At 59.2% G+C, this 17,052-nt stretch carries 18 protein-coding genes; 13 read left to right on the top strand and 5 right to left on the bottom strand.

Going from position 1 to position 17,052, the window contains the following annotated elements:
* Positions 1-4 precede the first annotated feature (4 nt).
* The 4 genes from FP026_RS05190 to paaG form a co-directional block, all read right to left on the bottom strand.
* Positions 5-601 (bottom strand): TetR/AcrR family transcriptional regulator, encoded by a 597-nt coding sequence (locus tag FP026_RS05190; protein ID WP_149633546.1) that lies wholly within the window; start codon positions 599-601, stop codon positions 5-7.
* 201 nt (positions 602-802) lie between these two features.
* Entirely contained in the window at positions 803-2,113 is a 1,311-nt protein-coding gene (paaK, locus tag FP026_RS05185) for a phenylacetate--CoA ligase PaaK (RefSeq protein ID WP_149633545.1), read from the bottom strand.
* Positions 2,114-2,257: 144 nt separating this feature from the next.
* Positions 2,258-2,701 carry a hydroxyphenylacetyl-CoA thioesterase PaaI gene (gene paaI, locus FP026_RS05175; RefSeq protein WP_149633543.1) on the bottom strand — a complete coding sequence of 148 codons (444 nt, stop codon included), beginning with the start codon at positions 2,699-2,701 and terminating at the stop codon, positions 2,258-2,260.
* Positions 2,698-3,486: a 2-(1,2-epoxy-1,2-dihydrophenyl)acetyl-CoA isomerase PaaG gene (gene paaG / locus FP026_RS05170; RefSeq protein WP_149633542.1), complete on the bottom strand. Its 789-nt coding sequence runs from the start codon at positions 3,484-3,486 to the stop codon at positions 2,698-2,700. The genes paaI and paaG overlap by 4 nt, the downstream gene beginning before the upstream one ends.
* Before the next feature lie 270 nt (positions 3,487-3,756).
* On the opposite strand from paaG, the gene FP026_RS05165 reads away from it, so the two are divergent.
* The 8 genes from FP026_RS05165 (at position 3,757) to FP026_RS05130 (ending at position 9,421) form a co-directional block, all read left to right on the top strand.
* Positions 3,757-4,287 (top strand): dihydrofolate reductase family protein, encoded by a 531-nt coding sequence (locus FP026_RS05165; RefSeq protein WP_149633541.1) that lies wholly within the window; start codon positions 3,757-3,759, stop codon positions 4,285-4,287.
* Between the two features lie 245 nt (positions 4,288-4,532).
* A complete protein-coding gene (locus FP026_RS05160) occupies positions 4,533-4,976 on the top strand; it encodes a hypothetical protein (RefSeq protein ID WP_149633540.1) in 444 nt (147 codons plus the stop codon).
* Entirely contained in the window at positions 4,973-5,401 is a 429-nt protein-coding gene (locus FP026_RS05155) for a hypothetical protein (RefSeq protein ID WP_149633539.1), read from the top strand. The genes FP026_RS05160 and FP026_RS05155 overlap by 4 nt, the downstream gene beginning before the upstream one ends.
* 14 nt (positions 5,402-5,415) lie before the next feature.
* A complete protein-coding gene (locus FP026_RS05150) occupies positions 5,416-6,015 on the top strand; it encodes a TetR/AcrR family transcriptional regulator (protein ID WP_246665244.1) in 600 nt (199 codons plus the stop codon).
* Positions 6,016-6,133: 118 nt separating this feature from the next.
* Complete coding sequence (locus FP026_RS05145) at positions 6,134-6,604, top strand: MEKHLA domain-containing protein (protein WP_149633538.1); 471 nt, start codon at positions 6,134-6,136, stop codon at positions 6,602-6,604.
* Between the two features lie 489 nt (positions 6,605-7,093).
* Positions 7,094-7,750, top strand: coding sequence for a helix-turn-helix transcriptional regulator (locus FP026_RS05140; protein ID WP_188112500.1), 657 nt, complete (start codon positions 7,094-7,096; stop codon positions 7,748-7,750).
* Positions 7,751-7,825: 75 nt separating this feature from the next.
* On the top strand, positions 7,826-8,425 hold the full coding sequence (locus FP026_RS05135) for an acyl-homoserine-lactone synthase (RefSeq protein ID WP_149633536.1): 600 nt from the start codon (positions 7,826-7,828) through the stop codon (positions 8,423-8,425).
* A 225-nt stretch (positions 8,426-8,650) separates the two neighbouring features.
* The gene (locus FP026_RS05130; protein ID WP_149633535.1) at positions 8,651-9,421 is read left to right on the top strand and encodes a helix-turn-helix transcriptional regulator; all 771 of its coding nucleotides are present in this window, start codon (positions 8,651-8,653) and stop codon (positions 9,419-9,421) included.
* A 313-nt stretch (positions 9,422-9,734) separates the two neighbouring features.
* Here FP026_RS05130 and FP026_RS30130 read toward each other — a convergent pair whose 3' ends face one another.
* Entirely contained in the window at positions 9,735-9,971 is a 237-nt protein-coding gene (locus FP026_RS30130) for a hypothetical protein (RefSeq protein ID WP_188112509.1), read from the bottom strand.
* On the opposite strand from FP026_RS30130, the gene FP026_RS05120 reads away from it, so the two are divergent.
* The 5 genes from FP026_RS05120 to FP026_RS05100 all read left to right on the top strand — a co-directional run bounded on the left by FP026_RS05120 (position 9,949) and on the right by FP026_RS05100 (position 17,042).
* On the top strand, positions 9,949-11,070 hold the full coding sequence (locus FP026_RS05120) for an efflux RND transporter periplasmic adaptor subunit (RefSeq protein ID WP_246665243.1): 1,122 nt from the start codon (positions 9,949-9,951) through the stop codon (positions 11,068-11,070). The two genes, FP026_RS30130 and FP026_RS05120, sit on opposite strands and share 23 nt — an antisense overlap.
* Positions 11,071-11,079: 9 nt before the next feature.
* On the top strand, positions 11,080-14,154 hold the full coding sequence (locus FP026_RS05115) for an efflux RND transporter permease subunit (RefSeq protein ID WP_149633532.1): 3,075 nt from the start codon (positions 11,080-11,082) through the stop codon (positions 14,152-14,154).
* Positions 14,155-14,405: 251 nt separating this feature from the next.
* Positions 14,406-15,101 carry a GntR family transcriptional regulator gene (locus FP026_RS05110; RefSeq protein ID WP_149633531.1) on the top strand — a complete coding sequence of 232 codons (696 nt, stop codon included), beginning with the start codon at positions 14,406-14,408 and terminating at the stop codon, positions 15,099-15,101.
* Between the two features lie 55 nt (positions 15,102-15,156).
* Positions 15,157-16,068, top strand: a complete 912-nt coding sequence (locus FP026_RS05105; RefSeq protein ID WP_149633530.1) for an agmatinase — start codon at positions 15,157-15,159, stop codon at positions 16,066-16,068.
* Between the two features lie 371 nt (positions 16,069-16,439).
* Positions 16,440-17,042 (top strand): amino acid synthesis family protein, encoded by a 603-nt coding sequence (locus tag FP026_RS05100; RefSeq protein WP_149633529.1) that lies wholly within the window; start codon positions 16,440-16,442, stop codon positions 17,040-17,042.
* Positions 17,043-17,052 lie beyond the last annotated feature (10 nt).

Below are 17,052 nucleotides of genomic sequence, written 5' to 3'. Positions count from 1 at the left end.
TGCGTTAACGGACGGCCTTGACCCCTTCGAGGATGAGAGTGGTGGCAATGTCGGCATATTCGTCGCGGGTGATCGGCCCATTGGGCCGGAACCACATATAGACCCAGTTCATCATGCCGAAGAGCGACATGGTGACCGGCATCAGCAATGGCCTGTTCCTGTTGAGGTCCGGGTTGAGGTCCTCGATGACGGTGGAGAAGCGCCGGACGATCCGCCGTTCGATCGTCCGCAATTCCGCTAGTTGCTCCTGCGATAGGGCATGCGTGCCGTTGAGCTGCACCTTGTGTTCGTTGTCGGCGCCTTCATAGTTCTTCAGCACAGCTTTCACCAGCAGACGCAGCCGCTCCTGCGGCGTAACATCGGTGCGGTCTGCCGCATCGATCGCGTTTTCCAGCTCCGTCAGGTGTGTTTGCACGATGTCGAAGATCAGCGCGTCCTTGCCGGGATAGTAGTGATAGAGCAGGGCTTTCGAGACGTTGCCATACGAAGCGATCATCGACATGGACGCCTTCTCCATGCCCATCTCGGCGAATACCGCCGCGGCACTTGCCAAGATCCCACGCTGCTTTTCCTCGAAATCAACTGCGCGCGTGCGTGCCATGTAATCCTGCTCTGCTCATTTCCGGTTGACTTGACCGTACCTCTCGGCCGATCCTTGCTATATACAATCAACTGCTTGTCAGACTAAAGCGCGTCGCGATCTTTCAGCTTCGCTTCTCGCGCTTTAAGTCCTTGACCATGTCGTTGTCGCAAAACCGCTGCACACTTTTGCGCGACATGCTTTATCCCGCCGGATGTCCGATCATTCTTTCGGACGGTTGTCCACGATGCGTTTCGCCTTGCCTTCGGAACGTGCCACGCCGCCCGGTGGATGCACTATGACCTTCGTCGAGACACCGACCACGCTCTTGATATGGTGGGTCAGTTCCCTTGCCGAAACATTTCGCGCCGTTTCGTCCGCTGCCCCCAACGTGCACTCCACATGAACGGTCATGTCGTCCATGCGGCCGGAGCGCGTCAGTTCGATCTGGAAATGCGGCGCGAGCCCGCGACATTTCAGGATCTGCTCCTCTATCTGCGTCGGAAAGACGTTGACGCCGCGCAGGATCATCATGTCGTCGGAGCGGCCTGTCACCTTTTCCATGCGGCGCATGGAACGAACCGTGCCGGGCAGCAGCCGCGTCAGGTCGCGCGTGCGGTAACGGATGATTGGCAGGCCTTCCTTGGTCAACGTCGTGAAGACCAGCTCGCCGATCTCGCCATCTGGCAATGCCGCGCCGGTGACCGGATCGATGATCTCCGGATAGAAATGGTCCTCCCAGATGTGCAGCCCATCCTTGCTCTCGACGCATTCGCTGGCAACGCCCGGACCCATGACTTCCGACAGGCCGTAAATGTCGACAGCATGCATGTCGAAGGCGCGCTCGATTTCCTCGCGCATGGCATTGGTCCACGGCTCGGCCCCGAAAATGCCGACGGCGAGCGAGCTTTCGCGCGGGTCGAGGCCCTGGCGGCGGAATTCGTCGAGTATCGAGAGCATGTAGGAAGGCGTCACCATGATGATGCGCGGCTTGAAATCCTGTATCAGCGCGACCTGGCGCTCCGTCATGCCACCGGAGACCGGTACGACCGTGCAGCCAAGCTTCTCCGCACCGTAATGTGCACCGAGGCCGCCGGTGAACAAGCCATAGCCATAGGCGATATGCACCAGATCGCCGGCGCGACCGCCGGAGGCGCGGATCGAGCGGGCAACGAGGCTCGCCCAGGTATCGATGTCCCTGGCCGTATAGCCGACGACGGTCGGCTTGCCGGTCGTGCCGGAAGAGGCGTGGATACGGACGAGCTTTTCGCGCGGCACGGCGAACATGCCGAAAGGATAGGTGTCGCGGAGATCCTTCTTCGTCGTAAAGGGGAATTTGGCTAGATCCGACAATGTCTTCAGGTCGGAGGGATGCACGCCCGCTTCGTCGAAGCGCTTGTTGTAGAAGGGCGAATTTTCATAGGCATGCATGAGCGACCACTTCATGCGCTCGAGCTGCAACGCGGAAATCTCGTCGCGCGAGGCCGTTTCGATCGCCTCGAGCTCGCCGGCACGCGGGGAAAGGTTTTCCATGAATGTCTCCTCCAGAAATGCTCGAGCGTTTTCGCTTCTCTTCGAACCGCGAAAAGCTCTATCCTCTTGTCTCGTCTCGCATTCCGGACGGAAAACCGCTGGGCACTTTTCCTGGAAATGCTCTGGATGCTACCGGCGTGAACCCTAGTCCGGCAGAAGCGCGCCCTTCACCGTTCGCGAGTGGCCGCGAAACTCCGCGATCTGCTCGCCCTCCTGATTGGTAACCGCGATGTCGTAGATGCCGCCTCGTCCACGGCGCGACACCTCCCGTGCCGTCGCCGTCAACCGGTCGCCCTTGAAAGCCGGCGCGACATAGGTCACCGAACAATGCAGGGCGACGGTGCGCTGGTTGTAGGTATTGCAGGCGAATGCGAAGGCCGAGTCCGCCAAAGTGAAGATGTAGCCGCCGTGGCAGGTGCCATGACCGTTCGTCATCGCCTCGGTAATCGCCATCGAAAGGCTCGCTTCGCCGGGGGCTACGGCAAGCAGTTCCATGCCCAGATGACGGGTGGCGTTATCTTCGTCCCACATGGCTCTGGCGCAGGCTTTCGCGAGCGACTGCGGCGCAATGCTGTCGGCTGTGCTCATTTTCCCTTGAACTCCGGCTTGCGCTTATCGAGGAAGGCGGTGACACCCTCGGCATAGTCGGCGCTGCGGCCGGCCTCGCGCTGCAGGTCGCGCTCAAGGTCGAGCTGTTCGTCAAACGAGTTGGTCGCCGCCGCCTGGATGGCGCGCTTCGTCAAACCAAGGCCTTTCGTCGGACCGGCAGCGAGCCTGATAGCGAGAGCCTTTGCTTCGTCCATCAGCTTGTCGTCATCAACCGCGCGCCAGATCAGGCCCCAGCTGGCCGCCGTTTCCGCGTCCAGAGGCTCGGCGGTCAGCGCCAGCGCCTTGGCGCGGGCTTCGCCGATGAGTCGCGGCAGGCTCCAGGTGCCGCCGGAATCCGGCACGAGGCCGATCTTGGCGAAAGCCTGGATGAAGCGGGCCGAACGGGCGGCAAGCGTGATGTCGCAGGCAAAAGCGATATTGGCGCCGGCGCCGGCCGCCACGCCATTGACGGCGCAGACGACCGGCTTTTCCAGGCTGCGGATGAGGCGGAGCAACGGATTGTAGAAGGTCTCGATCGTATGGCCGAGATCCGGCGTTCCCTTGCGCGGGTCACGGTCGCCGAGATCCTGGCCGGCTGAGAAGCCGCGGCCGGCTCCTGTCAGGAGAACCGCACGCACCTGCGCATCCTTGTGAGCGCGTTCGAAACCGGCGCGCAGCGCCAGGTGCATTTCCTCGTTGAAAGAATTGAGTTTGTCGGGTCGATTGAGCGTGAGGCTCAAAACGCCATCGGCTAGTGCCGACAGAATGGTGTCGGAATCGGACATGTTTCCTCCCCATCGCCCTTCCCATGGCGACCGGGGAAAATTCTTGCATAGACCGACCGGTCAGTCAATTATAAAAGCAACGATAGGGAAGAGGCCAACAGCCACACTATGCACGAACGGGTGATCGCTAGCGTCAGCATCGACAATCCGCCGGTCCCTCCAGATCTTCCTGATCTCGTCACCGGAGCGGCGGTCAGATTGTAACCAACGCCGTTTCCGCCTAGCATCGGCTCACGCGTTTTTGACGAATTTTTGGGGAGGTCCTGCTGCATGGCGAAGCTTGTGTTCGCTTTGAACCAGTCTCTGGACGGCTATGTCGATCATACGGAATTTGCACCAGACCCCGCGCTCTTTCGTCACTTCATCGACGACGTGCGCGGTCTCGCCGGCAGCGTGTACGGTCGCCGCATGTACGAGGTGATGCGGTATTGGGACGACGATCACTCTGAGTGGGACGAGGAACAACGCGACTATGCGGCGGCGTGGCGGAGCCAGCCGAAATGGGTTGTGTCGCGCTCGCTGAAATCAGTCGGCCCGAACGCCACTCTGGTCGCGGATGATATCGAGGCGACGATACGCGGGCTGAAGGTACGACTGGATGGGGAGATTGAAGTTTCCGGGCCTGAGCTGGCGAGAAGTCTGACCGACCTTGGTCTTGTTGACGAATATAGACTTTATCTCCATCCCGTCGTGCTAGGTCGCGGAAAGCCGCTCTTCGCCGGGCCACGGCCGCCGCTGCGCTTCGTGGCGAGCGATCGCATTGGTAAAGACGTGATTAGGTTGACATACGTTCCCGCATAGCGGCGCGGCATAGTAGCCTTTGGTCGACCCCCATCGCTCGCGGCTGCGGACAAGCCGTACAGGGAAACCTCCGACGAAATTGTTAGTCGTCCAACCCCACTCTTTACAAATGACCGACGGTCAGTCATATATTCCACTCCAGTCGGAATCTGGAGAGGGTCGAATGGTTGTCCTTGTTTTTGGGTTGGAAGCGTCGGCGCGGACCGGCATCTGTCCCCTCTCGTTCGCTTAGGAGAAATCCCGTCATGATCCGTCACGATCTTAGCCAATGGCCGCTTGTGCTATCCGCCGCCCGTGGTTCGATGTCGCCCGAAGAACAGCTTGCTTTCCTCTCCGACTGGACGTCGTGGCTGGACCGCGGCGAACCCTTTTCGACCCTGCGCGTCTTGACGGATGTCGACGCAACCAAGCGCCCCGAAGGCGATGCAGGGGAGGCAAAGGCCTGGCTTCAGTCCAATGGCGAGCGGATCAAGCGGCTCGTGATCGGCATGGCGACCGTCGTGCCGGCCGGTGCGGTGGAAGAGATGAGCCGGATGAATACCGAAAAGCTGTATGGCGGCCCCGCGCAGATCTTCGATGAGGTCAACGAGGCGACGATGTGGCTCGCCTCGGTTTCTGCGGTGCGCGGAAAGCCGGTGCACATGGGACATGTGCTGCGGAGCCTGACCGATTTGTGCAGGCCGTCATGATGGCATTCAAAACGCTGCTCCCTGATTGCGACGAGACGCATTGGCCGCTGGCCATTGTGGTCGCGGAGGCAAGGCTGGGTGCCGATGGGGTGCGATTAGGTCTCGATACCGTCGAGCGCTGGCTGGCGCACGAAAAGCCGTTTGCCCTTCTGTTGATTTCGGCATACGGACCGCCGCTTGCGAACGATGCGGCCATACTGGCTATGGTGGCGCAGCGGATCGGGATTGCCCGCGAGGCGCTCCATCGGTTTCTTCTCGGCATTGCCGTCGTTGTTCCGGCGGCGACGGCTGACGGCGTGCGGCAAAGTCTTGCTCGTCTTCCGCTCCATATGCCGCTAGAAATCTTCAACAAGGCTCCGCTCGCTGCGGAATGGCTATGCTGTTCCATTCTCGCGCCGGCGGGCCTTGCCATTGATAGCCTGTAGATGAGGAAAAGCCCGTGACCACCGCAGAACGCCCGCGCCCGCGTACCAAGCCCCCGGAGATCCGCCGGGAGGAACTGATGGACGCCGCGCAGCGCCTGTTTCTGGAGAAGGGGTTTGCCGCGACTAGCGTTGCGGAAATCGTCGAGGCTGCCGATGTCGCCAAGGGCACTTTCTATCTTTATTTCCAGACGAAAGAAGATGTTCTTGCTGCTCTGAAGGCGCGCTTCATCGAACGCTTTTGCGAAAAGATCGACGCTGCCGCCGCAGCGGCGTCCTCCGGCAGCTGGATGCATCGGCTCGATGTCTGGATAGGGTCATGCGTGGTCGGCTATCTCGATGAGGTCGCGCTGCACGATCTGGTTTTCCGTGAATTCCACCCACCCAAACGAAGCATGAAACGCGCCAATTCGCTGGTGACACGCCTTTCATCCTTCCTGCTCGAAGGGCAGGAAGCCAAAGCCTTCTCCTTCATCGATGCCCGGCTTTCGGCCGTCATGCTCTTTAATGCCATGCACAGCGCCGTCGATGACTGTCTGGCCGAGGGATCGGTAGTCGACCGGCAGAAACTGGTCGACGTTGTCACCGATTTCTGTCGGCGCTCGATCTGTCCCTGAGCGACCTGCGCCGACAATCCACAAGCCGGCCCATAAAGGACCGGCCGTCGCCTCTTGATCTTCATGGCATTCTGCTAAGTATCGCACCGTCGATGCACCGATTAACAGGATGGGATTGATGGCAGGCGAAGCTGACGGCAAGGCAGTGGATTTATCGGTCGATGATGCGTTCTTCGACCTTCTGACGGACAGTTTTCGTCGCATCGTCGGCGTTGCTCTCGTCGATGAAGGATCCGGGCCGGATTGGCTCTATCGCGATGCGCCCTTCGTGGTCGTCGCTCACAATACGGATGCCGATCCCCGTTTCGTCTACGCCAACAAGGCTGCGCAGAATTGCTTCGAATACCCGTGGGACGAGTTCGTGACGCTTCCTTCGCGCCTTTCGGCGGAGCTTCCCGATCGTGCGGAGCGCCAACGGCTGTTGGACGCGGTGACGCGCGATGGCTTTATTTCCGACTATCGCGGGCTGCGGATTGCAAAATCCGGGCGTCGTTTCTGGATCGAAGACGGCATTGTCTGGCAGCTCGTGGATCGCGACGGGACTTTGCGCGGGCAGGCCGCTACATTTTCCAAATGGAAGGATGCCTAGCGCGAATTCATATAGAGAAAGCCCGATATCGTCCGAAAATCACTTACCCTTTTCCGCATCATGCTCCAAGCCCGCAAGACGGCAATAAGCTGCGGCCGCCCTCCGTGAGGCTGACGGAACGGACGCCGGTTTCCGGGTTCAGCGCATATTTCATTTGCGTCGGCGCCGGTCGTCAAGCGACTGAGCAAAGTGTATAGTAAGCAAAAATACTTCGGCATTGCTGCGTCAGGCGCGTTGCGGGACGCCGGTCTGGCGTGGTCGTGTTGATCAGACCACATCGTTGAATATATGTGCAAATAATCACCAATGCACTGCCGAAGTTTCTGGCCGGTGTCGTGGCCATGTTTCCTGCTTCATCGTGAAACTTCGAAGATCGTCGTTATGTCAAACCACTGGATATTGCCCGGCAATCCAATTTTTCCGGCTCGCACCCTTGAGGAAACACAGTATTTTCTGGCTGAGCTTGAGGCCTGCACAACTCAGGAGGAGTTGGCCAAGGTCGTCATTCGATATGTGGAGCCGTTCGGCGCGACCAATGTTCTGGTTGGCACCATGCCTCAGATTGGCGCGACCAAACGCCAGCAGATAGGTCATATCTTGATCAATGCCTGGCCGAATGATTGGTCGGCTCGTTATTTTTCTCAGAACTATGTCTTCAAGGATCCGACGATCACGCTGGTACGCGAAGGGCTTGAAAGCTTTTTCTGGAACGAGGACGAAGTCGTCGGGCTTCGGTCCGGTATGCGGGTCATGGGCGAGGCCAAGGAGTTCGGCCTTGCGGAGGGTTTCACCATGACGCTTCCGAGCCTGGGGCCTGAACATGTCGGCTTTTCGATTGCCGGCGAACGGCTTGAGCTCTCGCCGGAAAACAAGAAGAATCTGGCGCTTGTTGCGAATTTTGCTGTCTATCGTGCCTTGCGGATCCGGCACACTCAGCAAAACAGCAGCGTCCTTAAATTGACGGCACGGGAGCGCGAGGTTCTTCAGCTGGCGGCCGAAGGCTGGAAGGAGCGGCAGATCGCCTCCCGCCTTGGAATCACCGATCATGCCATCGACAAGTACATGCGCTCCTGCCGCGAAAAGCTTGGTTCGCGCAATACAAATCACGCAATTGCCCTTGCTCTGCGAAAGGGTCTGATTTCGTGAGGTACGCTTTTCCGTACCTGTGGTGATCGTGAAACGAACCGATGATCAGCTTGCCCAAACAGGAGAGCTGCAGAGATGCTTCACATTATCACCGACCGGAACATGCACGACTATCAGGACGAAATGGATCAGGCATTTCGCCTGCGGCACCGCGTATTCGTCGAGGAGCGCGGATGGAATGATCTGACGCGCGCCGATGGTCGCGAGATCGACCAATTCGATACGGCGGATGCCGTGCATATGCTTTTCATCAATGAAGGCGAGGTTCTTGGATATCAGCGAATGCTGCCCTCGACCGAACCCCACCTTCTGTCCGAGGTGCTGCCGCAGCTTTGCGAGCAGGAAAGACCCGTCGGCCGGCACATATGGGAATGGACGCGCTATTGTGTCGAGCCGGCCTACAGAGAACATGGCCGTGCCTTGAGCGCGGTTTCCAACACGCTGCTTTCGGGATTTGTCGAATGGGGTTTGGAAAACGGTATCAATACCGTGATCATCGAAATGCAGCCGCTTTGGATCCTCCGGCTGCTGCAGCTTCATTTCCGGGTCAGCGCGCTCGGATTGCCGCAGTCGATTTCAGGAGAGGATGTCGTGGCTGTCACCGCATCGTTCGATGAGCGTACGCTGGCGAAGCTTCGCTCCCTGAAGACGGACCTGCGCCGTCGCGCGGCTTAGATAGGATGTCATGGGATGCTTTAGCGGCATGCGCCATCTGCCTCGTGCCGGAGCGCCTGAAGCATCCCGCCGGAGCGCCCTCCAGCAGTGAATTGCCGCATATTGGGAGATATCGAAGGCAGGTTTGGCCCTTCCAATTTCCCGTCCATTGAGGCATTCATAATAATTGAGGAATGTTTAATATAAACAATCCTTCTCAGCTTTCGAATAGTCTGTGAGATCAGTATGAAGACGCATTCCTCGTCACCTTCCGCGGAAACGATGCCGGCGCATCTGCTTGAAGAAACGACGGCCTTGATAACGGCCATGGAGGCAGCACAGACCGAAGCCGATATCCTGCGGCTGGTGCTCGTCTATATCGGACGCTTCGGCGCGACAAATGTGCTGGCGGGCACAATGCCGCCGATCGGCGACACGAAGAGGCAGCAAGTCGGCCATATTCTTCTCAATGCCTGGCCGACCGATTGGATCTCCCGTTATTTCAGCAATGACTATCTGCGCCACGATCCGACGATACGCATGGTCAGGGAGCAGCATGCGCCGTTCTTCTGGCGGGACATAGAAGGCCAGAGACTGCAGAATGCGACGGCGCGCGATGTCATGGGGGAAGCCGGGGAGTTTGGCCTGCGCGAGGGTTTCACCATCGCCCTGCAGACTTTCGATGGAACCGTGATAGGTTTTTCCATCGGCGGTGAGCATCTCGAAATCAGGGAGCAGGAGCGCGGCGGTCTGCAATTGCTGGCGACCTTTGCCGTGGATCGTGCCCTCCAGCTCAGGGAACTGGATCAGCTTCCATTGCTGAAGGGCGTCTCGCTCAGGGAAAGACGCGCGCTGCAACTGGCAGCGGATGGCTTGCGGGATCATGAGATCGCGGTGCGGATGGGCATCACCCATCACGGCGCCGAAAAGCATCTGCGCTCGGTTCGCGACAAGCTCGAAGCAAAAAATACAACCAATGCCATCGCGATCGCCATTCGGCTCGGTCTGATAAGATAGGCTCGGCTCTCTGCGACACCGGCTGGGAAGCTTCGCCAGATTGCACGGAATATTGATCGGGCGAATGAGTTCGTTTCGCCCAGCTATGATAGTTTCGGTACCATTATTGCCTTTATTCAGGACTCTACTAAATATGGTTCGGACATAGCAAATTGCCTATCGTAATTCGGATCGTAAAAACTCGTGCTGAATCAGAAGCAGAGGCGTGCGAATGACGTTTGACTGGTCTGTTTGCTGAGGACGGCCGATTTGGACGCCACCAGCTTCAATCATGGCGAAGTTGATGCTGCCTCCGGCGGCCGAAAGGCGTCGTTCAGCGGCGGTCATCGCCGCAAGGGCGCGGTTTCCCGCGATCCCGCCAGTTCCGAACAAAATGGCTTTCAAGGTAGGCGCCGATCGCAGGCGCCAGTAAAGAATGCGGCAACTTTGGCGCGGAAGGTCTCTCGTGAACCTTGCCGGAGCCGACACCATCAGAATTCTCAGCGACCTGTTCCCGAAAAATAGAGTTACCAGTCATGATAAAACGCATGGTGATCATGCTGATCGTCATAGGCCTGATCCTGGGCGGGATTTTCGGCTTCCAGGCATTCAAGAACCGCATGATCGCGGCGTATCTGGCTAATCTCAAGGCGCCACCTCAGACGGTCTCCACAATGACGGCGGCAACGAGCCCGTGGCAAACCACGCTGCAATCCATAGGCAGCTTCAATGCGGTCGAAGGCGCCAATCTCTCGGCCCAGGTCCAGGGCATCGTCCAGAAGATCGGCTTTCAGGACGGCCAGGATGTCAAGAAGGGCGATCTCATCGTCCAGCTGCTTGCCGATCAGCAGATCGCTACGCTGCAGCAATACCAGGCATCGGCGACAAACGCGCAGATCGCCTATGAGCGCGATTCCAAGCTGATCAAGGCAAATACCATTGCACAAAGCCAGGTCGACAGCGATCTGGCCACATGGAAGGCTGCGCAGGCACAGGTCGCGTCGCAGCAGGCGCTGATCGATCAATATTCGATCCGCGCGCCTTTCGACGGACACCTCGGCATCAGACTGGTGAGCCTCGGCCAATATCTGGCGGCTGGAACGGCGGTCGTCACCCTACAGTCGCTCGACCCGATCCAGTTTGATTTCTCGCTGCCGCAGCAGGCCCTGTCGCAGCTGAAGGTCGGCCAAGCGGTGACGGCGACCGTCGACGCTTATGGCAACCAGACCTTCGATGGTAAGATCACCGCAATCAGCCCGCTGGTCGACACTCAGAGCCGTAACATCACCATCCGTGCAACGTTTCCTAATGCCGACCGCAAGCTTTTGCCCGGCATGTTCGGCAGTGTTTCTGTGGTGGTGGGTGAACCGAAAGAATATATCGCTCTGCCGCGGACTGCCGTCACCGTCAATCCCTATGGCAACGTCGTTTATGTGGTGACCGATAAAGGCAACGCGTCGGATGGAAAGCCGCAGCTTGTCGCCAGTCAGAAGTTCGTCAGCACCGGGCAAGCGCGCGGTGACCAGATCGCGGTGACCAAAGGCATAAACGCGGGCGAAGTCGTGGTGACCTCCGGCCAATTGAAGCTCAATAGCGGCTCGCCTGTCATCATCAACAATGACGTTCAGCCGTCGAACGATCCCAACGCAAATCCGGCAAACCCCAACTGAGGTGTAGCGATGAATATCACCGATATCTTCATCAAGCGCCCCGTTCTTGCTCTCGTGGTCAGCGCGTTGATTATCGTGATCGGCTACCAGTCGTTCCGTTCGCTCACCGTCCGTCAATATCCGCAGACCCAGAATGCCGTGGTCACGGTGTTAACCACCTATCCCGGTGCTGCGCCCGACGTCATCGCGGGTTTCATCACGACGCCGCTCGAAAACGCCATCGCCCAGGCCAACGGCATCGATTACATGACCTCGTCGAGCACCAGCGGCACGTCGACAATCACGGTCAACCTGCGCCTTAACTACAGCGCCGACGCGGCGATGACGGAAATCAACGCCAAGGTATCCTCGGTGCTCAACCAGCTGCCGAACGGCACGCAGCAGCCCATCATGACGGTTTCCATCGGCACGTCGATCGATGCGATGTATATCGGCTTCCGCAGCGATGTCCTGGCCAGCAACCAGATCACCGACTATCTGACGCGCGTGGTTCAGCCCAAGCTGCAGGCGGTCAACGGCGTTCAGACAGCGGAAATTCTTGGCGCGCGAACCTTTGCTTTGAGAGCCTGGCTGAAGCCCGATAAACTCGCGGCCTACGGATTGACAGCCGGGGATGTCGCGACGGCACTCGCAAACAACAACTATATTTCCGGTGTTGGCACCACGCGCGGCCAGATGACTCAGACGGTGCTGACGGCACAGACCGATCTGCATTCGGCTGACGAATTCAGGGAGATGGTGGTCAGGCAGATCGACAGCACGATCGTTCGGCTGAAGGATGTCGCTACCGTCGTGCTGGGATCGCAAAATCCAGATGTCCAGATCCGGTTCGATGCGCAGGATGGCGTGTTCATGGGTATCCAAATTGCGCCGACGGCAAACCTGCTCGACGTGATCGCTGGTGTACGCGCGGTGTTTCCGAGTATCCAGGCGCAGCTGCCGCAGGGGCTCGAAGGCTATATCGTCTATGACTCCAGCACCTTCGTCACCACGTCGATCGATGAGGTGGTCAAGAGCCTGATCGAGGCTCTGGTGATCGTCATTTTCGTCGTGTTCGCCTTTCTCGGCTCACCGCGATCGGTTGCCATTCCGATCGTCGCCATACCGCTATCGTTGGTCGGCACCTTCGCGATGATGTTGATCTTTGGCTTCTCGATCAATCTTCTGACGTTGCTTGCCCTGGTGCTGGCGATCGGCCTCGTGGTCGATGACGCCATCATCGTCGTGGAGAACGTCAACCGTCACATCGAGGAAGGGGCGCCGCCGATGCAAGCGGCGCTGGCTGCGGCGCACGAACTGGTGGGGCCGATCCTCGCGATGACCGTCGTGCTGGTCGCCGTCTATGTGCCGATCGGCTTTCAGGGCGGCCTGACCGGCGCTCTATTTACGGAATTTGCCTTTACGTTGGTGGGCGCCGTCACCGTTTCCATGATCATCGCGCTGACGCTGACGCCGATGATGTGTTCGCGCATCCTGAAGCCGCATTTGACCGATCGCAGCGGCTGGGAGGAGCGCATCTCCGATTTCATCGATCGCCGCTTCTCCGAAATCCACAGGCCATACGTGCGCATGCTGCACGGCAGCCTGAATACCGTGCCGGTGGCGTTGGTCTTTGCCGTGATCGTCCTTGGCAGCATCTATTTCCTCTACACCAGCGCTAAGACCGAACTGGCTCCCAACGAAGACCAGGGATTCCTCGCTGCGCAGATGACGAATGCCCCGAACGCGACGCTTGACCAAAAGCTACTCAACTCCGATCACGTCAACAAGGTCTTCGCCAGCTTCCCCGAAACCGACCATACCCTGCAGGTGGAGGTGCCCGGCACGTCTTTCGAGGGCATGGTGTTGAAGCCGTGGGACCAGCGCAACCGAACGGCGGATCAACTGCAGCCGCTGGTGCAGGCGGACCTCGCAAAGATCGCCGGCGGGCAGGCGGTGGTCTTCCAGATACCGCCGCTGCCCGGTGCCAGCGGCTTGCCGGTGCAGTTCGCTATCGGCAGCACCGGCAGCTTCGACCAGCTCAACGAAGTATCCAACACCTTCCTGCAGGAAGCGCAGAAATCCGGTGAATTCATCTTCCTGACGAAGGATCTCTACGTCGACAATCCGCAATATTCGATCCAGATCGACCGCAGCAAGGCATCGGCTCTCGGCCTGTCGATGAACAACGTCGGTTCGGCGCTCGCAGCCATGCTGGGTGGCGGCTACGTCAACTATTTCAGTATCGACAACCGTTCCTATCAGGTCATACCGCAGGTGGAACAGCGCTCGCGCCAGACCATCGATCAGATCATGAACTATCCAATCGCAACCGTGAACGGCGACAAGATTCCGCTTTCGGCGATCGCGACGGCGAAGCTTCAAGCGACGCCGCGTTCGGTTGCGCATTTCCAGCAGCTGAATTCGGCCACCATCTCGGGCGTGCCGGCCCCGGGCGTCGCTGTCGGCGATGCCCTGGAAACCCTCAAGTCGATCGCGGCGCGCACGCTGCCACAGGGCTACTCGGTCGATTACGGAGGCCAGTCACGCCAATATGTGCAAGAATCCAGTGGCATGGCTACTACCTTCGCTCTCGCCTTGATCATCGTTTTCCTGGCGCTGTCGGCGCAGTTCAACAGCTTCCGCGACCCACTGATCATTCTTGTGTCGGTGCCCATGTCGATCGCGGGCGCGCTCGCCTTCATCAGCCTCGGCATCGGCGGCGCGACGATGAACATCTATACGCAGGTCGGCTTGGTGACGCTGATGGGGCTGATCAGCAAGCACGGTATCCTGATCGTCGAGGTGGCGAATACGCTGCAGGCGTCCGGAAAGACCAAACGCGAGGCGATCGAGGGTGCCTGCGGCATTCGTCTGCGTCCGATCCTGATGACGACCGGTGCTATGGTCTTAGGCGTCGTGCCGCTGATCCTGGCGACCGGTGCCGGCGCATCCGCTCGCTTCAACATGGGCCTTGTGATCGCGGCGGGGCTCGCCATCGGGACATTGTTCACGCTTTTCGTAGTGCCCGCCGTCTACATGCTGCTCGCCGCCGACCATCACAAGCAGGCTGCGTCCGACGCGGAGCCGGCGCCCGTGCATTGACCGGAGCCGCTATCACGCCCATGCGCCATGGTGGCCAGGCAATGTCTCGAACGAACAGAGCGACAGCATCATCTTGCCGACCGTCTCTCGTGCCGTCGACGTTACACCAAAAGGCCGGAAGGGGCTCAAGGAGCATTTCGGCATTCGGCAACAGGCCTTGCGCCGAGGCGCTCTCTGCTCCATTGACTTCATTTCGACAATGGATGATCTTGGTAGGCCATAATATGGTATCCGGGAATCGGGGTGCGGGAATGAATGACGATGCGCACAGCGCCGCAATTCGCGTGGAGCGTCCGGCAAAGACGTTGCGTGAACTCGCCCTCGACAAGGTGCGGGAAGCGATCATCAACGGCTATTTCCGGCCGGGGGATCGCCTTGTGGAGCGCGATCTCTGCGCTCAGCTCGGCGTTAGCCGCACGATCGTGCGCGAGGTTCTGCGTCACCTCGAATCCGAAGGCCTTGTCGCCAATCTCCCGAACAAGGGACCGATCGTCGCGCAGCTCAATCATGACGAAGCCAAGCAGATCTACGAGATTCGCGGTGCTCTCGAAGGAATGGCGGCGCGGCTTTGCGCCGAGCAGAACAATCCCGCGATCGCCGATGCCCTCGACAAGTCGCTCGAGGATATAAAGCGCAGCTATCGAGAGAAGGATATGCCCGGCGTGCTCGCCCATACGTCTTCCTTCTATCAGACGCTGTTCAGCATGGTCGACCGCCATGTGGCGTGGGGCGTCGTCAACCTTCTGACCGTGCGCATCAATCACCTGCGTTCCATGACGATCAAGACGCAGAATCGCGATGTCCAGGGGCCGGCTCAAATGGCTCGCATCGTCGATGCCATCCGGCGCGGTGACGGCGAGGGCGCCCATAAGGCAGCAATGGAGCATGTCGCAAGTGCGAGCGCTATTGCCCAGGCCGTGCTTTCCGGGCGGCAGTCGACCGATTAATTTCGACACGTCTACATCGAGCCCTCGGCGAAACCATCATCAAGGCCATCAGGAAATGACAGCCTCACCTTCCTTTCTCGGCTTTCCGGATCGCCTCGATGATGCCCTTTTGCCGCGCGTGGCGATCTTCGGGGCCGGTCATGGCAGTACCTATCCCGGCAAGGACAGCAGCGGCTATGTCCCCGCCGCTGACGCGATCCGTGCCGCAAGCCAGGATGATGCCGCACTCGTCGAACATTGGGATTTTGATCTTGGCGGACCGTTGTTCGACGACAAGCCGTCGTGCTGCATCGACACCGGCAATATTCCGACCATCATGCATGACAATGAGGGGAACCGGGCTCGGATCGAGGCAAAGACGCGCGAGATGCTGTCATTGCCTGTTGTACCGATCCTGCTCGGCGGTGATTGTTCGGTAACCACGCCTTTCATCGCCGGCTTTGCCGATCACGGGCCGGTCTGGGTTTTGCAGATTGACGCCCATATCGATTGGCGCGACGAGGTGCATGGCGAGCGCTACGGCTATTCGAGCCCGATGCGCCGGGCAAGTGAGATGCCGCATGTTGCCGGAATGGTGCAGGTCGGTCTTCGCGGGGTAGGCAGCGCACGTCTTGCAGATATCGAAGCTGCGCAGCGCTACGGCAGCCATTTCGTGGAGGCCCGCGAGATACATGCCCAGGGGGTAGGCGCTGCTCTCCGGCATATTCCGAAGGGAGCGCGCGTCGTCGTCACCCTGGATTGTGACAGCATCGATCCCGGCATCATGCCCGGCGTCGCGGCGCGGACACCTGGTGGCCTCACCTATACGCAGGTGATCGATCTGATTGCAGGCCTCGGCGGACGAGCGAAGATTGCGGGCTTCGATCTCGTGGAGCTCTATCCTCCCGCCGATGTCGACGGTATGTCGGCCCTCACGGCGGCGCGCATTGTCGTCAACGCGATAGGCGCCATCGTGCGGCAGGTTTGAACCCAACCGACGTCGACGTCCCGCGAGCATGTCGGCTTGCCAGGTCTCATCCACCGTCGAGAGGCAGGCAGTATCGAAGAGCATCATGCCGCATCAGATTGCGACTCGCTGAAGATGCCGGGTTGACTTTCTCATATGCTCAATATGACGGTATACCATAATAACTAATACAAAATCGGACCGCCAGATGGCTGAAGATATGTGGCGAACAAGCATCGCGACGGCGAACGCTCTTCGCTGCATATCAATAAGCCATTGTTATAACTATTATTTCTCCATGGTGCTGCGGCTTTTTCATCCGCTCGCTCAAAGCAGCTTGACAGCCATGTATTATGGCATACCATCATACATAATCCTAAAGGGAGCGAGCCATGAGCCTTCAGATCCGAAAAACTGTCCTGCAGATCGAAACGACACTTGTTGAAGGAGGCAAGGCAGCGGCGGTGCCGCTGAAGCTCTTCTCGGCATGCGCGATCGTCAAAAATCCCTGGGCCGGTCGTGGCTTTGTCGCGGATCTGAAGCCGGAGATTGATGCCGCCGCTCCCGTCCTCGGCGAATTGCTCACCAAGATGATCATCGATGCGGTGGGATCGGGCGAAGCAGTCGAAGCCTATGGCAAATCGGCCGTCGTCGGTCTCGACGGCGAGATCGAACATGCATCCGCGCTGATCCACACCCTGCGCTTCGGCAATCACTATCGCCACGCCGTCGGCGCCAAGTCCTATCTCGCCTTCTGCAATACGCGCGGACCGGCCAATGCGCCGGTCATGATCCCGCTCATGGACAAGAATGATGAAGGTCGCCGCTCGCATTATCTGACGATCCAGACGTCGATACCGGATGCGCCGGCCGCCGACGAAATCGTCGTTGCGCTCGGCGCCTCGATCGGTGGCCGGCCGCATCATCGCATCGGCGACCGTTACCAGGACCTCAGGGATCTGGGACAGGATGTCGCCAATCCGGCCGGCGTGTAAGAGATCGAGC

Origin of the sequence: Martinezella tropici (assembly GCF_008370325.1) — a bacterium.
In the GTDB taxonomy this organism is placed as follows: domain Bacteria; phylum Pseudomonadota; class Alphaproteobacteria; order Rhizobiales; family Rhizobiaceae; genus Rhizobium; species Rhizobium tropici_B.
Note: the sequence above shows the minus strand (reverse complement) of the source record. Positions and strands in the feature narration are given on the sequence as shown.

Coding starts and splice junctions, on each gene's coding strand:
- FP026_RS05105 (WP_149633530.1), top strand. CDS start 15,157: ATGACAGCCTCACCTTCCTTTCTCGGCTTTCCGGATCGCCTCGATGAT.
- FP026_RS30130 (WP_188112509.1), bottom strand. CDS start 9,971: ATGACGATCAGCATGATCACCATGCGTTTTATCATGACTGGTAACTCT.
- paaK (WP_149633545.1), bottom strand. CDS start 2,113: ATGGAAAACCTTTCCCCGCGTGCCGGCGAGCTCGAGGCGATCGAAACG.
- FP026_RS05165 (WP_149633541.1), top strand. CDS start 3,757: ATGGCGAAGCTTGTGTTCGCTTTGAACCAGTCTCTGGACGGCTATGTC.
- FP026_RS05145 (WP_149633538.1), top strand. CDS start 6,134: ATGGCAGGCGAAGCTGACGGCAAGGCAGTGGATTTATCGGTCGATGAT.
- FP026_RS05130 (WP_149633535.1), top strand. CDS start 8,651: ATGAAGACGCATTCCTCGTCACCTTCCGCGGAAACGATGCCGGCGCAT.
- FP026_RS05100 (WP_149633529.1), top strand. CDS start 16,440: ATGAGCCTTCAGATCCGAAAAACTGTCCTGCAGATCGAAACGACACTT.
- FP026_RS05135 (WP_149633536.1), top strand. CDS start 7,826: ATGCTTCACATTATCACCGACCGGAACATGCACGACTATCAGGACGAA.
- paaG (WP_149633542.1), bottom strand. CDS start 3,486: ATGTCCGATTCCGACACCATTCTGTCGGCACTAGCCGATGGCGTTTTG.
- paaI (WP_149633543.1), bottom strand. CDS start 2,701: ATGAGCACAGCCGACAGCATTGCGCCGCAGTCGCTCGCGAAAGCCTGC.
- FP026_RS05155 (WP_149633539.1), top strand. CDS start 4,973: ATGATGGCATTCAAAACGCTGCTCCCTGATTGCGACGAGACGCATTGG.
- FP026_RS05120 (WP_246665243.1), top strand. CDS start 9,949: ATGGTGATCATGCTGATCGTCATAGGCCTGATCCTGGGCGGGATTTTC.
- FP026_RS05110 (WP_149633531.1), top strand. CDS start 14,406: ATGAATGACGATGCGCACAGCGCCGCAATTCGCGTGGAGCGTCCGGCA.
- FP026_RS05115 (WP_149633532.1), top strand. CDS start 11,080: ATGAATATCACCGATATCTTCATCAAGCGCCCCGTTCTTGCTCTCGTG.
- FP026_RS05190 (WP_149633546.1), bottom strand. CDS start 601: ATGGCACGCACGCGCGCAGTTGATTTCGAGGAAAAGCAGCGTGGGATC.
- FP026_RS05160 (WP_149633540.1), top strand. CDS start 4,533: ATGATCCGTCACGATCTTAGCCAATGGCCGCTTGTGCTATCCGCCGCC.